At 63.2% G+C, this 14795-nt stretch carries 9 protein-coding genes; 4 read left to right on the forward strand and 5 right to left on the reverse strand.

Annotated elements, in window-relative coordinates:
* Positions 1 to 15 precede the first annotated feature (15 nt).
* On the reverse strand, positions 16 to 4728 hold the full coding sequence (locus APH28_RS24660; RefSeq protein ID WP_060513084.1) for an Ig-like domain-containing protein: 4713 nt from the start codon (positions 4726 to 4728) through the stop codon (positions 16 to 18).
* Between the two features lie 145 nt (positions 4729 to 4873).
* A complete protein-coding gene (locus APH28_RS24665) occupies positions 4874 to 5932 on the reverse strand; it encodes a GlxA family transcriptional regulator (protein WP_060513085.1) in 1059 nt (352 codons plus the stop codon).
* A gap of 197 nt (positions 5933 to 6129) precedes the next feature.
* Between APH28_RS24665 and APH28_RS24670 the strand changes: the two genes are divergently transcribed.
* The 3 genes from APH28_RS24670 to APH28_RS24680 are packed head-to-tail and all read left to right on the forward strand — an operon-like array spanning position 6130 to position 9948.
* Complete coding sequence (locus APH28_RS24670; protein ID WP_060513086.1) at positions 6130 to 7521, forward strand: FAD-binding oxidoreductase; 1392 nt, start codon at positions 6130 to 6132, stop codon at positions 7519 to 7521.
* A 10-nt stretch (positions 7522 to 7531) separates the two neighbouring features.
* Positions 7532 to 8500: an NAD(P)-dependent oxidoreductase gene (locus tag APH28_RS24675; RefSeq protein ID WP_060513087.1), complete on the forward strand. Its 969-nt coding sequence runs from the start codon at positions 7532 to 7534 to the stop codon at positions 8498 to 8500.
* Complete coding sequence (locus APH28_RS24680) at positions 8497 to 9948, forward strand: aldehyde dehydrogenase family protein (RefSeq protein WP_060513088.1); 1452 nt, start codon at positions 8497 to 8499, stop codon at positions 9946 to 9948. The genes APH28_RS24675 and APH28_RS24680 overlap by 4 nt, the downstream gene beginning before the upstream one ends.
* Positions 9949 to 9976: 28 nt before the next feature.
* Here APH28_RS24680 and APH28_RS24685 read toward each other — a convergent pair whose 3' ends face one another.
* Positions 9977 to 10855: a DMT family transporter gene (locus tag APH28_RS24685; RefSeq protein ID WP_060513089.1), complete on the reverse strand. Its 879-nt coding sequence runs from the start codon at positions 10853 to 10855 to the stop codon at positions 9977 to 9979.
* 225 nt (positions 10856 to 11080) lie between these two features.
* Between APH28_RS24685 and APH28_RS24690 the strand changes: the two genes are divergently transcribed.
* Positions 11081 to 11905: an aldo/keto reductase gene (locus tag APH28_RS24690; protein WP_060513090.1), complete on the forward strand. Its 825-nt coding sequence runs from the start codon at positions 11081 to 11083 to the stop codon at positions 11903 to 11905.
* Positions 11906 to 12008: 103 nt separating this feature from the next.
* On the opposite strand, the gene APH28_RS24695 is transcribed toward APH28_RS24690, so the two are convergent.
* Positions 12009 to 14099, reverse strand: a complete 2091-nt coding sequence (locus APH28_RS24695) for an EAL domain-containing protein (protein WP_060513091.1) — start codon at positions 14097 to 14099, stop codon at positions 12009 to 12011.
* 129 nt (positions 14100 to 14228) lie between these two features.
* Positions 14229 to 14723 (reverse strand): GNAT family N-acetyltransferase, encoded by a 495-nt coding sequence (locus APH28_RS24700; RefSeq protein ID WP_060513092.1) that lies wholly within the window; start codon positions 14721 to 14723, stop codon positions 14229 to 14231.
* Positions 14724 to 14795 lie beyond the last annotated feature (72 nt).

A 14795-nucleotide genomic window follows, 5' to 3' on the forward strand; every position in this document is an offset into this window, starting at 1 on the left:
CGTTCTGGAAAAGAATCAACGGGAGGGATGAACCTTGACCGGGGTCCGGATGCCGTCGACGGCGTGCTCGTACATCAGCCTGAACTCACCACTGCCGGGCTGGATCAGCGCCGTGGATTCGCAATGCACGGTCCATTGCACCGTGCCATCGACAAAGTGCTGCTCCTCCCCCAACTGGGGTTCGACAGACAGCCCCAGCGAATAGGCCGAATGGCGACCGAAATAGCGCAGGTGCACCGGCATGGTCAGGAGTGGGTAGTCTTCCAGGTGATAAGTCAGGGTATGCTGGGTCTTCCCTGAAGACGGCTGAACGATCTCGATGGATTCCTCCACGCGCTTACCGTCAAACTCGATATCAACCGCAAGTGCCGGCATGAATTGAATGGCCTCGAACGGATGTGTATTACCCGTCCAGCTGGCAACCACGTTGAAGGTTTTCGGCGCCTTGCTCTTGAGCGCGAAGCGGCTGACCCCCTCCTCCCCCGTCAACAGCACAGTCGTCAGGGCATCATCCTCCAGCACTGTCCAGGTCACCGGATAACGCGCCACCGGCTCGCCTTCGGAACTGCAGATTTTTACTTCGAATTCCGCGGCCATGACGCCGTCAGCCATTGGCCAGTCCCAAGACTGGTCGGTTACGTATTGATCGGCATCGGCCAGTACCTTGAACTCCAGCGCCTTGCTGACATAGTCCTTGCCATCGGTGGTCAATAATGCAGTGACCCGCATGAGGCCAGTTTCGGCACTCTTGAAGGTGGCACGGGCCATGCCATCCTTATCACTCTGTGGGTCCGCCTGGTCCAACTCAGCCCCCTCGCACTCCCAGAGCAGCGGCTGGTTGGCGGCCGGTTTGCCGTCCAGGCCGAACACCCAGGCGGTGACGCTGATGGGCTCGCCGGCCACCGCCGAGGAAGTGAGATTCAATGCACTGATGAAAGGTCTGTTGGCGAAACCAATGGGGCGGATAATCGGGTCCAAATTGCCGAACCAGACCAACACGCTTCCCTCGCCTGCCTCCAGGCTCCGCACCTTCATGGTGCTTATGCCGTCACGATCGGTCGTGCTGTTCCCGTCGCTGTCGACCAGATGCCCAATGCTGGTAGACCAGGACACAAGACGATCGCCCCCCAAGTTTCCAAGCTGATCCCTGAGTTGAAACTGCAGGGTGTAGGTTCCCTGGTTGCCCGCCGGAAGCCAGGGCTCCGCGGGCCTGCTACCCATCCCCCAAAGCACGAACGTCAAGTCATCGCAATCGATCACCACCGGTGGTGCGTAGGCCTCACTGTCGAGCAGGTAACTGGCTTTGACATTCGCCACGCCCTGCGCATCTCCCGCCTGCAAGGTCACTGTGGCTCGCCCCTGGTCATCCGTGTAACTGAAGCGGTCAAGCAAATCGCCCATATCGGTGGACCAGTTCACCCGGATGCCCGGCACCGGCTGGTTGTTCATATCCAGCAAGGTCAGCGTCAGGATCGAGCGCTTTTCATGCTCCTCGTACTGGTCTTCTTCAGCGGCTTTGGCAATCAGCCGCAGAGAACTGGCGGTGCAGCGTGTGGACAAACTCTGACGCAGTTCCTCATCGTCCCTGGGCGCGTCGACCGTATGCCTGAGGCTGCTGAGCATTTCTTCCGCCGTCGCCCGATAGGCACGCGTATCGGAGCCTGGGCCAAGCTGGCTGAGTTTCATCAGCGAGGCCGCGCTCAAGCCGGTTTTCTTGCACAATTCTCGGGTATCGAGCAGAGCACAGAATTGGGCCAGGTTGCGGATGATGCCGTCGGTCGACACCAGGCTCGCCACATCCAGTACCTCGCGAATGCCGCACCCCAGCAGATTGGCAACCTTCTCGGCGGCGGCATCTTTGACCAGCCGGTGTTCGTTGTCGCTCATCTCACCCAAGGCTTCAACCAACGAGAAGTAGCCAAGCAATTGCGCTTCCGACTGTCTGGCCGTGCGCACCAAACGCGTGTAGCGCTCCAGGTAGTACAGCGTCGGTAATGTCAGTTCAGGGGTCTGGATACTGAAGCGCTGGCGCTGGGTGCGCACCAACAGGCTGGAGAACATGGCCGGGCTCAGGGAAAACCGCCTGACCACTTCGGCGCGGCGCTGCATTTGCCGCTCCAGCGGCAGGATGGTCTTGAGCTGTTCCGAGTCAGGTTGTTGCGGATCGAACCCGATCGCACTCGCCATCCACGTATGCACATTGGCCTCGGCCCAGTAGATCACCGGGATGACCATGGTGGACTCAAGGTCGAGCAACTGCGCCAGCTGCTCCTGCACCGCCCCCCACTGTTGCGAGCGCACACGCAGTACCACGCCAAGGATCAGGCTGGTCAGACGCTCAGCTTCATCGGCGGTCAATGCAGGCAGTTCGGGTTCCACAGCGGAGCGTGCAGCCGATAGCGTAGAACTGCCCTCTTCCTGCGGCTGCAACTGCTCGATCACTGCCTGGATTTCCCGCCTGGCAAAGTCTTCATACAGCGCCGGGTTGAAGTCCTCTTCCGGGTTACCGCTCTCAGTGATCAAACCGTCATCGTCAACGATCTGCAGCAGATAGCTCTGCCAGCTGCCCCGGTTGAGCGGGGTCACGCCGGCTTCCTCGAGCAGGCCATTGAACGCCCGGAATGGCTGCAGCTTGCCTGCCAGCTCGGTCAGCAAGGTCCTGACCTCCATGGAGGCCACATCCGAACGCTCGTGGGGCAGTAGCTGCCGCACCAGCCAGGCGATCGGAATCTCCTGCTCCCGACACCAGAGCACACTCGTGGCGAGGGCATGAACGACGTTGATCACATCAGTCTGTGTCGTATCGCTGCGGTACGTCGCAACCTGCGGCTTGCCAGTCAAGCGCAGCGCATACAGGCCTTCAGGGTTGAGCACTTCCAGCAGCGACAACAGCTCCACGGGGGTGATCGCCAACAGGCGGGCCAGCCATACCAGACGGTAGAAGGCCGAAACGACCGACAACGAACGCGTCAGGCCTGTGCCCCCTTGAGCCTGCATGATCACCCGCACCATTGGCCGGAAGGTTTCCACGTTGATGCCCAGGCCACTGCATAACTGGTCGATGAAACGCTTACTTGTTTCATCGTCATCGGTCAGGCTGAGCGTCCCTTCATCCAGCAGCAGGACGTTGGGGCCGCTGCTATTGAACACCTGGTCGAACTGGCTGGGTGCCTTGCTGGTGCCGTAGATGGACATGTCAGCCAGCAAAACGGAAAAATCGTCGGTATAGCGGGCCAGGCGCTCCGGCGTGTCCACCCTCGCAAAACGCTCGCGTAGAAACTGGAACAGCCCCAGGCTTCTCAACGTGTCGGACGTGATCACCATCGGCCTATCGGTATTGTTCAGGTGCCCCCGGCTGCGTTCGATCAGGGCATGCGTCTCTCCATCGATGGCGGCGCAGAGCAGCCGGTCGGCGTGCGCGTATTCCAGGCCAAGGGCATTGGCCACACGCACCAGGCGGTTGACCCGGTCACAGCGGGCCGCAGTGAGAAAGTGGAACTCATGCTGTGTCTCATCCCCCTCCTGATTACCAACCGCGACCGGATCAGTACCACCACTGTTGATGAAACGAGCACCGGCCAGGCTGGCACTGGCCCATTTGACGGTGGCCTCCGGCACATTGGCAGAGCGCAGCGGAGCATGCTCAGCCAGTGCAAACAGCCGTTGCATGCCTGCCTGGTCGATCTGCAATGCCTGGCAAAACTTGACCACGTTCTGCAGGTCCGGGTATCCCTGAACACCAAAATTCTGCTGAAAGAAATCTGCTTCACCCATGGAGTCGCTCAGGCCATCCGGTACGTCGCCGCGCGTCGTCAGGGCCTGCAGCTCAGCTGTCAGCCGGGTAAGGTGAACGGCAGTGCCTTCTTCGAAATACGGTGGTTCAAGGAGAAGCTTGCGCAGCAGCGGCCCCATTGAAGCGTCTTGCAGCAGTGCATCGTCAGAGCGGGATGAATGGGCGCCTGGGCGGATGAAATACGGGGCCTGGATGTCACTCAGGCGCGAGACTTCACTCAGGTACACCTTGTTGTGTGCCAGCACGGTACGGATTTGCTGCCAGTAGGCTTCGTAGGGAAACAACCGGGGTGGATAGCGAACCTCTAGCAGTTTGTCTTCGACGCGCGTCAGGTCTTGCGGTGTTTGCTGGCGCTTGGTTTCGATCAACTGCTGCAGCGCCTGGACGACGACCTCGACCTGAGTCACCTCCTGGTTCATGGTTTGCGCATCGAGCATGAGCTTGAACACATCTGGCCGGCGATCTCGCAGGGTCAGCGCGCGGTCGGCATCGGCCTCGGTCTCCAGGTGTTGCTCAACGAACAGCAGCAAGTCGATCAGATAAGCCGCGGGGGACACGGTGGCGTCTACCGCCTGGGGATCAGCGTTGTTGCCCCAGGTTGGGCGAAACTGGTTTTCAAAGGTAGGCCCGGTCGACTGTGCGAGGGGGCCTTTGAGTTCGTCCGCCGAACGCCCGCTGCCGTCGCTCAGGCGCTTTTCGCGGAACGCCCGCATCATGGCTGCAGTGGTGACATCCAGACGCGCCTTGAGCTGCGTCGCTTGCGCGTGGGTCAGGGACGGGAACTGCGCCATCAGCTCGGTCGGGCGCATGCGTTGCAGGCCGGTCAGCAAATCATCGGACAGCGGCGTCGTTTCGAGATTGACCTTGATCCCGGGCTCGGTACCCAGCAGCCTTTCGAAAAGCGATACGGCTTTGGTAGATCTGCTTTTTGCCATTGTCCTCTCCCGACCGCACGCTCGTTGTCGTGCACAGTGATACGGCGTTGGGAGAAAACTACTTGGGATACTGCAAGGCTGAAACTGGTAGAAATGTCAGGTGCAGGTGGCCAATGGGTATGCAAAACTCGGCATGCTCAACGGGCTACAACTCTGGGTCCAACCCCACCTTGTCACCCTGCCAGTCAAACCGTTCCACCTCATGCCGGCGCTTGCGGAAACTGTAGGGCGTCTCGCCATACTGCTTGCGGAACCACAATATGAAGTGCGACGCATCGGAGAACCCGCAGGCCAATGCGATGGTGGTGATGTTCTGGCTGGTGTTCACCAGCAGGCGCCGTGCATGGTCCAGGCGCAGCTTGCGCCAGTAGTTGGCCGGCGGTTCCTGGGTGTTGGCGACGAACTCGCGGTGCAGTTGTCGCGGGTGGGTGCCGACTGCCTCGGCCACGGCCTTGAGCGTCATCGACGCATCGAGGTTGGCACGCATGAAGGCGATTGCCCGCTGCACCCGGTCGTTCTGGTACACACTGTCGCTAGCCGCCTTGTCACTCTCCTCTTCCGCCCGCTCGTCCACCAACAGGTACTCCAGGCCCTTCTGCGCCCGCACCGCGCCGCAGTGGCGGCGGATCAGGTTGGCGGCGAGGTCGATGGCGGTGCCTCCCGGGCAAGTGATGATGCCGCGGTCATCGACGTAGCTCTTGTCGATGACCATGGTCGACAGCGGGAAGCGCTCGCGGAACTCGTCGCGCAGGGTAAAGTGCACCGCGCAACGGCGGCCGTCGAGCAGGCCTGCCTTGCCCAGCACGAATGAAGCCGAGCACAGGGCGATGATCGGGATGTTGGCCGCATGCACGTCGCGCAAGGCATCCAGCAGCCAGTCCGGCGGGTTGCGGGTTTCGCCAAGCAGGCCGCCGGCGACCACGATGTAGTCGTACTGGGCGAACAGGTTGAGCGATTTGGTCGGTGAGATCGGCATGCCGCAACTGGCGGCGATCGGCTGGTCGTCGAGGGTCATCCAGTCCCACTGGCAATAGACCTGCTGGCTGCGGAACGACTTGTCGGCGGCAAAGCGCAGCGAATCCACCAGGCCGGCGACGGGTACCAGGGTGAACTGGTTGAGCAGCACGAAGCCGACGCGCAGTTCGGGCTTGATCTGAGCCGGTGGTTCGGGGGTTTGTAGTTGTTCTTGTCGTTGCGCAACCATGAACGAGGGCCTCATGACATGCTGAATAGCGCCATTGTAGGACGCCCCTGGCGTCCGGCATATCATATGCCGCACGACAAATAGTAAGTCCATGACACAACGCGCCGCCGTTCTATCAATTGTCATGGCTGTAATATCGGGCCGCCGGCCACGCTGAGCATCATGTAGTCACAACAACATGCTCAGAGGCACCCCTCATGTACCGCGGATTCTGGTATGCCCAGGCACTCGACCTGGACAGCGACCTGGCCCCTGCCCTGCAGGACTCGATTCAAGCCGACGTGTGTATCGTTGGCGGCGGCTTCCTTGGCCTGTGGTCGGCCATCCGCCTGAAACAGGCACACCCGCAGATGACTGTCGTGATCGTCGAACGCGACCGTTGCGGCTCCGGCGCCAGCGGGCGCAACGGCGGTATTGCCACCAACTGGTGGGGCAAGTACCTGTCGGTGCGCACCATTTGCGGCGACGTCGAGGCGCGGCGCATCTGCGAGGCGGCGGAATCGGCCATCGACGAGATCGGCAGCTTCTGCCAGGAACACGGCATCGATGCCCAGTACCGCAAGGATGGCTGGCTGTGGACCGCGACCAACCAACGGCAGATGAACTCCTGGCGGGTACTCACCGACGGCCTGCAGAAACTCGATGTCAACCCGTTCCAGGACCTGGACCGCGAGACCATTCGCGGCCGCGTCGGCTCGCCGCTGGTGCTGGGCGGCATCTTCGACCCCAACGCCGCCACCGTGCAGCCGGCCATGCTCGTCCGTGGCCTGCGCCGGGTGGCGCTGAAGCTGGGGGTGAAGATCTTCGAGAAGTCGCCATTCACCCACCTGGTCCGCGGCAAAAACCCTGTTGTGCACACCGCCAAGGGCCACGTGAAGGCCAACCATGTGGTGCTGGCGCTCAACGCCTGGGGCGCGCAGTTCCCCGAGCTGCGCCGGATGATCGCGATCATGTCCAGCGACATGGTGGCCACCGCGCCGGTCAAGGCAAAGCTCGACGCCATCGGCTTCAGCCGCGGCGAGTGCATGACCGACTCGCGCACCGTGCTCAACTACTGGCGCAACACCCCGGACGGCCGCGTGGTGTTCGGCAAGCCGCTGGGCCAGTTCGCCTACGCCGGGCGCATCGGCAACCTCTACGAAAAACCCTCGCCGGCAGCCGACAAGGTCGCCGCTGAATTGCGCCGTCTGTACCCCCAGCTGGAGGACGTGCCGGTGGTCAGCAGCTGGACCGGCCCGATCGACCGGGCGATGAAAGGCCTGCCCAACTTCGGCTACCTCGACCATCACCAGACGGTCAGCTATGGCATCGGCTTCTCGGGCAACGGCGTAGCCACCACCGTGTTCGCCAGCCGCATCATCAAGTCGCTGGCCACCCATGCCAATGACGAGTGGGCCAACTGCGGCCTGGTCAACCAGAAGATGAAGCTGCTGCCGCCAGAGCCGTTCCGCTTCTTCGGCGCGCACATGGTGCGTGACGCGCTGGTGCGCAAGGAGTCGCTGGAAGACCACGACCAGGACGCCGGTTTCGTCACCCGCCAGCTGGTCAGCATGGCCCCGGCCGGCTATGTGCCGGCGCAGAAAAAATAAGGAAGACAGCATGAGCGAACATATCGTCCTGCTCGATGACGAGGGCCTGGCGCCCTCCACCCGGCTCAAGCGCCCGGACTGCGAACACACCTGGCAGCAGTTTGCCTACACCCACCCGGAGCAGCTGCTCGAGCACCTAAAGGATGCCACTATCGCCTTCACCTGCAGCGTGCCGCTGCGTGAAGAGCACCTGCGCCAGCTGCCCAAGCTGAAGATGATCTCGCTGGCCCTGACCGGCCGCGACATCGTCGACGTCGACTACTGCGACGCCCATGGCATCGAGGTTGCCAGCGTTCCGGGTTATGCCGCCAACACCGTGGCCGAACACAGCCTGGCGATGATCCTCGAGCTGTTCCGCCGCCCGGCCGCCTTCACCCGGCTGATGCGCCAGGTGCATGCCGGCGAGGCCGAGTACAAGAACATCTACTTCGACCACCGCATCCGCGATATGCGTGGCAAGCAACTGGCGATCATCGGCAGCGGCCCGATTGCCCTGCGCCTGGCCGAATTGGCGCGGGCCTTCGGCATGCAGGTGCTGTTCGAGGACCGTGGCGGCAAGCGCCGTGGGCCGGACTGCCGGCCATTGGCCGAACTGCTGCGCAGCTGCGATGTGCTGTCGATCAACTGCCCGCTGACACCCGAGACCCACAACCTGATCGACGCCGACCGTCTGGCATTGATGAAGCCGGATGCCATCGTGGTCAACACCGGCCGTGGTGGCGTGGTCAACGAGGCCGCGCTGATCGATGCACTGCAGCACGGGCGCCTGGGCGGTGTGGCCCTGGATGTGGTGGAAGTCGAACCGCTGCACCCGAGCAACCCGCTGTTCCAGTTGATCGACCGCGACGACTTCCTGCTCAACCCGCACATCGCCTGGAGCAGCGAAGACGCCATGCAGCAGCTGATGGACAGCGCCGTGGACAATATCAGCGACTTCGTCGCCCGCCACAACTCCGCCAAAAGGATCCGTAGCGCATGACCCTGGTTACCAAGAGCAGTTACGTCGACGGCGCCTTCGTCGCGCTGGACAGCGGCAGCGATGTGCTGGAAAACCGCAACCCGTCCGACCCCGGGGAAGTGGTCGAGCGCTTCGTGCGGGCCGACCAGGCGCTGACCGAACAGGCCCTCGCCGCCGCCCGCCGCGCCGCGCCCGGCTGGGCGCGCAGCAACCCGCAGCAACGCGCCGACGCGCTGGACTTCATCGGCAGCGAGATCCTCGCCCGCCGCCAGGAGCTGGCTGCCCTGCTGGCCCGCGAAGAAGGCAAGATCGTCCGCGAAGCCCTGGGTGAAGTGGAGCGCGCCGGGCGCTCGTTCAAGTTCTACGCCCAGGAAGCGCTGCGCGCCGAGGGCGAGAAGTATCAGTCGGTGCGCCAGGAGGTGGGCATCGACGTGTTCACCCAGCCCTTGGGCGTGATCGGCATCATTGCGCCGTGGAACTTCCCGATCGCCATCCCAGCGTGGAAGATCGCCCCAGCGCTGTGCTTCGGCAACTGCGTGGTGTTCAAGCCAGCCGAGCTGGTGCCCTCCTCGGCCTGGGCACTGGCCGAGATCATTGCCCGCGCCGGCCTGCCGGCGGGCGTGTTCAACATGCTGATCGGCCCGGGGCGCAGCGTCGGCGACACGATCATCCGCTCGCCGCTAATCGATGGCATCAGCTTCACCGGTTCCGAAAACACCGGCCGGCAGATCGCCCGGCTGGCCGCGGACGGCATGAAGAAGGTGCAGCTGGAGATGGGCGGCAAGAACCCGCTGATCGTGCTCGACGATGCTGACCTTGAGCAGGCGGTGGACGTGGCGCTGAACGGTTCGTTCTTCAGCACCGGGCAACGTTGCACGGCGAGCTCGCGAGTGATCGTTACCGAGGGCATTCACGATGCCTTCGTCGCGCGCCTGGCCGAACGCACCCGTGCGCTGAGGGTGGGTGATGCGTTGCAGGCCAGTACCGACATCGGCCCGGTGGTCGATGGCCGGCAGCTGGAGCAGAACCTGGCGTACGTGGCCAGTGGTCGCGAACAAGGGGCGAAGCTGGTGTGCGGTGGTGAGCGGGTGGAGAACGCTGAGGGGGCGTATCTGTTCACGCCGGCGCTGTTCACTGAAGTAACACCGGACATGCGTATCTACCGCGAGGAAATCTTCGGGCCAGTGTTGAGCGTGCTCAAGGTACGTGACTATGACGAAGCCTTTGCTGCGGCTGAGGATACGGCGTTTGGTTTGTCGGCCGGGATCGTCACCACCTCGCTGCGCCATGCCGAGCACTTCAAGCGCAACAGTTCGGCCGGCATGGTGATGGTCAACCTGCCGACGGCGGGGGTGGATTACCACGTGCCGTTTGGCGGCAATGGCGCTTCGAGCCTGGGCTCACGTGAACAAGGGACCCATGCGCGGCAGTTCTTTACCCGGGTGAAGACCACTTACCAACTGGCCTGACCGGGCCTTGGGGCCGCTTATGCGGCCCTCATTTCTTGCGCTGCATCCACGCAGCGCCCAGGCCACTCAGGCAGATGATGGCAATGCCCAGCAAGCTCGCGCTGTCGGGCACCTGACCATAGATCAGCAGCCCCAGCAACCCGGCAAATACGATCTGGCAGTAGCTGAACGGTGCCAGCAGCGCTGGCGCGGCATGGCGGAACGCCTGAGTCAGTAGCAAGTGCGCACTCATGCCGAAACCGCCCAGGGCCAGCATCAGCAGCGCATGGTCCCAACGCGGCACTTCCCAGAAGAACGGCACCAGCGCACTCATCACCAGGGTATTGCACAGCCCGGCGTAGAAGTTGCTGGTGGTCGGGCTGTCGTAAGCCGCCAGGATGCGCGTAAGCAGCTGATAAAAGCAGAAGCCCAGCGCCGAACCGAACGGGTACAGGATGGCCGGGGTGAACATCGCGCCACCGGGGTGCACCACCACCAGCACACCGATGAAGCCCAGTACCACTGCCACCCACTGCCCTGGCGTCACTCGCTCCCTGAGCAACGGCGCCGACAGTGCAGTAACGAGCACGGGGGCAAGGAAGTTGACCGAAGTCGCCTCGGCCAGTGGCAGGTACTGCAGGCCGGTGGTGAACAGCAAGCTGGTGCTCAGCAGGCTCAATGCGCGCAAGGTCTGCAGCACCGGGCGGCGGGTGCGCAGTACATTGAGGCCCGACTTGGGCAGAAAGATCCCGGCCATCAGCAATGTGTGCACCACGTAACGTGCCCACACCACCATGACGATCGGATACAAGCCACCGAGGAACTTGGACAAGGCATCGTGGCTGGCGAACAGCAGCGTCGCCACCACCACCAGGGCGATGCCGCGCAGGGGATGGTTGACTCCGGACAGCGGTGTGCTGGAACTCATGGCGTTCTCGACGGCGGCGCGGCTGCATGCAGCGCCAGGGGTAAGTGCGACAGCACGGATTCTAGAAGAGATACGACGACTTGAGGAAGTTCATTTCCACGCTTTCCATGGGACGTTTGCCATACCGTTCGCTAATCGACCACTTTCCGCCTTGGCCGCATGGCTCGTGCAGGGCAAAGCGCGCACCATCTTCTGCGGACCCTCGATCCCGAACAAGGAGTTTTCATGCAACGGCTCACCACCCGCAACGGTCTCGACCTGCCCTGCATCGGTCTGGGCACTTGGCCGATGACCGGCGACGAATGCACCCGCGCCGTGCACCAGGCGCTGGAGCTGGGCTACCGACACATTGACACCGCCACCGCCTACGACAACGAGGCCGCCGTTGGCCAGGCCCTGCGCGACAGCAGTGTGCCGCGCGAGCAGATCCACCTGACCACCAAGGTCTGGTGGGACCGCCTGACAGCCAAGGCCATGCGCCAGTCGCTGGAAGACAGCCTGCGCGCGCTGGGCACCGAGCAGGTCGACCTGTTCCATATCCACTGGCCCGGCAAGGACTGGGACCTGGCCCGCAGCATCGAAACCCTGGTGGCCCTGCGCGACGAGGGCAAGGCGCGCAGTATCGGCGTGGCCAACTTCCCGCTCGGTTTGCTACGCCGGGTGATCGAAGAGCTGGGCGCGCCGCTGTCGGCGATCCAGGTCGAATACCACGTGTTGCTCGACCAGCAACCGCTGCTCGACTATGCCCGCCAGCATGACCTGCTGCTGACCGCTTATACCCCGCTGGCCCGTGGCCGTGCGGCGGAACAGGCGGTGATCCGGGAGATCGCGCGCAAGCATGGTGTGCTGCCGAGCCAGGTGGCGTTGAAATGGTTGCTGGACCAGGACGGGGTGGCGGCGATACCCAAGGCCAGCAGCCGGGAGAATCAACTGGCCAATCTGGCGGCGCTGGAGGTGCGGCTGGATGATGCCGACCGGGCACTGATTGCCGGGTTGCCGAAGGATCAGCGGGTGGTCAGCCCGGACTTTGCGCCGGACTGGAACAGCTGAGTCCTGTTGCGGCCTCTTCGCGGGCACGCCCGCTCCCACAGGGGTTGTGGGAGCGGGCGTGCCCGCGAAGGGCTGCGCAGCAGCCCCCAAGGCCCTCGACCGGTTACACACAAACCTGCTTGAGGCGCTCGCTGGCCGGCGCTGGCCGCCCATACAGATAGCCCTGGAAGTGCGAGCACCCCTCCGCCCGCAACCGCTGCATCTGCTCTTCCGACTCCACCCCTTCGGCGGTGGTCTTGATCATCAGGCTGTTGGACAGATCGGTGATCGCACGGATGATCGACATCGCCTCGCGGCTGTCGCACATGTCATGCACGAACGACTTGTCGATCTTGATCCGGTCGAACGGGAATGAACGCAGGTATCCCAGCGACGAATAGCCGGTCCCGAAATCGTCCAGCGAAATCGACACGCCCAGGTCTTTCAGCGCGCGCAGGATGCGCACGTTCTCCTCACTATTGCCCAGCAGCACCGACTCGGTGATCTCCAGCTCCAGGCGCTGCGGCGACAGCCCTGAATCAGCCAAGGCCAGGGTCACGGTGTGGACCAGGTTGGCGTTCTTGAACTGCACCGGCGACAGGTTCACCGACACGGTCTGCTCGGTGCCCCAGGTAGCCGCCTCCTGACACGCCAGGTTCAACGCCCGGGTGCCGAGCTCGTGGATCAGCCCGGTTTCCTCGGCGATGGGGATGAAGTCCATGGGCATGACCATGCCGCGGGTCGGGTGCTCCCAGCGCAGCAGCGCCTCGTAGCCGGTCACGCTGCTGGTCTGCTGATCCACCACCGGCTGGTAGTGCAACTGCAATTGCCCCAGGTGCAGGGCGGTGCGCAGGTCGGTTTCCACCAGGCGACGTTGGCGGGCGGCGACATCCAGTTCGAGGTGGAAGCACTCGTAGCGGTTGCGGCCGTTGCGCTTGGCCTCGTACAGGGCCATGTCAGCGTAACCGAGCAGTTGCTCGGCCTGGTCGTTGTCCTCGGGGGCAATGGCGATACCAATGCTGACGCCCACCGAGAACTGGTGGCCCTCGATCTGGAACGGTGGGCAGATCGCATCGATCAGGCGCCTGGCGGTATTGCAGGCGGCTTCGCGGCTGTCGAGGTGAGTCAGCACCACGGCGAACTCGTCACCGCCCAGCCGGGCCAGGGTGTCATGCTCGCGCAGCTCGCGGCGCAGGCGCTTGCCGAGGGCGCGCAGCAGCTTGTCACCGAAGCCATGGCCGAGGGAATCGTTGATGTTCTTGAAATTGTCCAGGTCCAGGCACAGCGCGGCGGTGAGCTTTTCGTTATCGTGGCCGCGCACCAGGGCCTGCTTGAGGCGTTCATTGAACAAGGTGCGGTTGGGCAGCCCGGTGAGCGCATCATGGTGGGCCATGTGGTGGATCTGCGCGTGGGCGGCCAGTTCTTCGGTGGCGTCTTCAGCCACGAACAACACGTAATCCGCCTGACCCTCGCATTGCTGGCTGAGCAGCGCACGGCTGCGCAGGGTGCGCGGGCCACAAGCGGTATCGACCCGGGTTTCGGCGGCAAAGCCCTTACTGCTGCGCGCGCCCCGGCCGAGCTGGGTTTCCAGGTAATCCGCCGCGGCCGGTGCCAGGCACTCAGCGGGGGTGTGGCCGATCATCGGCTTGCCACGGCCACCGAACAGGCGCTCGGCCTGCTGGTTGGCGAGCAGGATGCGCTGGCTGTCCAGGTCCTGGACGATGACGCTGGCGGGGATGTTGGCGATCACCGAGTCGAGAAACTGCGACAGGTTGGCCATTTCCTGGCTGTACTGCTCGGCCAGTTCCTTGGCCTGCAACAGCTCCAGCTCCTGCTGGCGGCGTTCGGAAATGTCGCGGGTGACCTTGGCGAAGCCCACCAGCTGGCCGCTGTCATCGCGAACCGCGTCGATCACCACATGGGCATGAAACGCCGAGCCGTCCTTGCGCAGCCGCGAACCGATCTCTTCGAAGCGGCCGGTGCTGCGCGCCTGCTCCAGGTTCTGCTCGGGCAGGCCGGCTGCGCGCTCGTCTTCGCTGTAGAACAGTGAGTAATGCTGGCCGACGATTTCTTCTGCGCGGTAGCCCTTGGCCCGCTGGGCGCCGGGGTTCCAGTTGGCGACAATACCGTCGGGGGTGAGCAGGTAGATGGCATAGTCCACCACGCTCTGGATCAACAGCCGGTACATGATGTCGGGGCTTGCGACTAGCGACATGAAATTTACCTGAACCTGCGACGCGCACGGAAGGAACCCGGGGCTAGGGCGGCCGGGTCTTGTAGTACAGTGCTGGCATTATGCCTTGCAGGTGAATTTTGTGAAGTGGGTCACAGAATTTTGCTGCAGTCAGTGCAGGACAGACGTCACATGGTAAGTCAGCAGGTCGGGCTCGTCGTCGGGGAAGATCTGTTGCGCCGGGCGGTGCAGGTCGGCCACCACGGCCTTGCAGAACGCCACGGCGATCGGGTCCAGGGCATAGCAACGCAACAGCCAGTCGCCGGGGCTGGCAAGCAACTGGTTGGCCACGGCGCGGCCGATGCCCTGGCGCCGATAGCGCTTGAGGATGAACAGGTCAGCCAGCTCCAGCGCCTCGATGCCGGGCAATTCGCTACGTTCGATCAGTACGAAACCGGCGATGAAACCGTCCGCCAGTACCAGGCTGGCGCTCCAGCCTGGGGACTGCCAATAGCGCTGCAGATGCTCTTCGTGGATGTAGAATCGGCCGTCCACCTCGACATCTTCCTGCTCCCAGTCAGAGGACTCATAGGCGTAGAACTGATAGAGGTTGCGGATCAGTTCGGCCTGGTCTGAAGTGGTGGGCAGCAGTTCGATGGGCAGCATGGCTGGGATGGCTCGGAGAAAAGGTCATTCTAAGGGTTTTGTATTGCCACTACTGGCCTATTCGCGGGTAAA

This window comes from Pseudomonas sp. NBRC 111124 (genome assembly GCF_001320245.1).
Lineage (GTDB): Bacteria > Pseudomonadota > Gammaproteobacteria > Pseudomonadales > Pseudomonadaceae > Aquipseudomonas.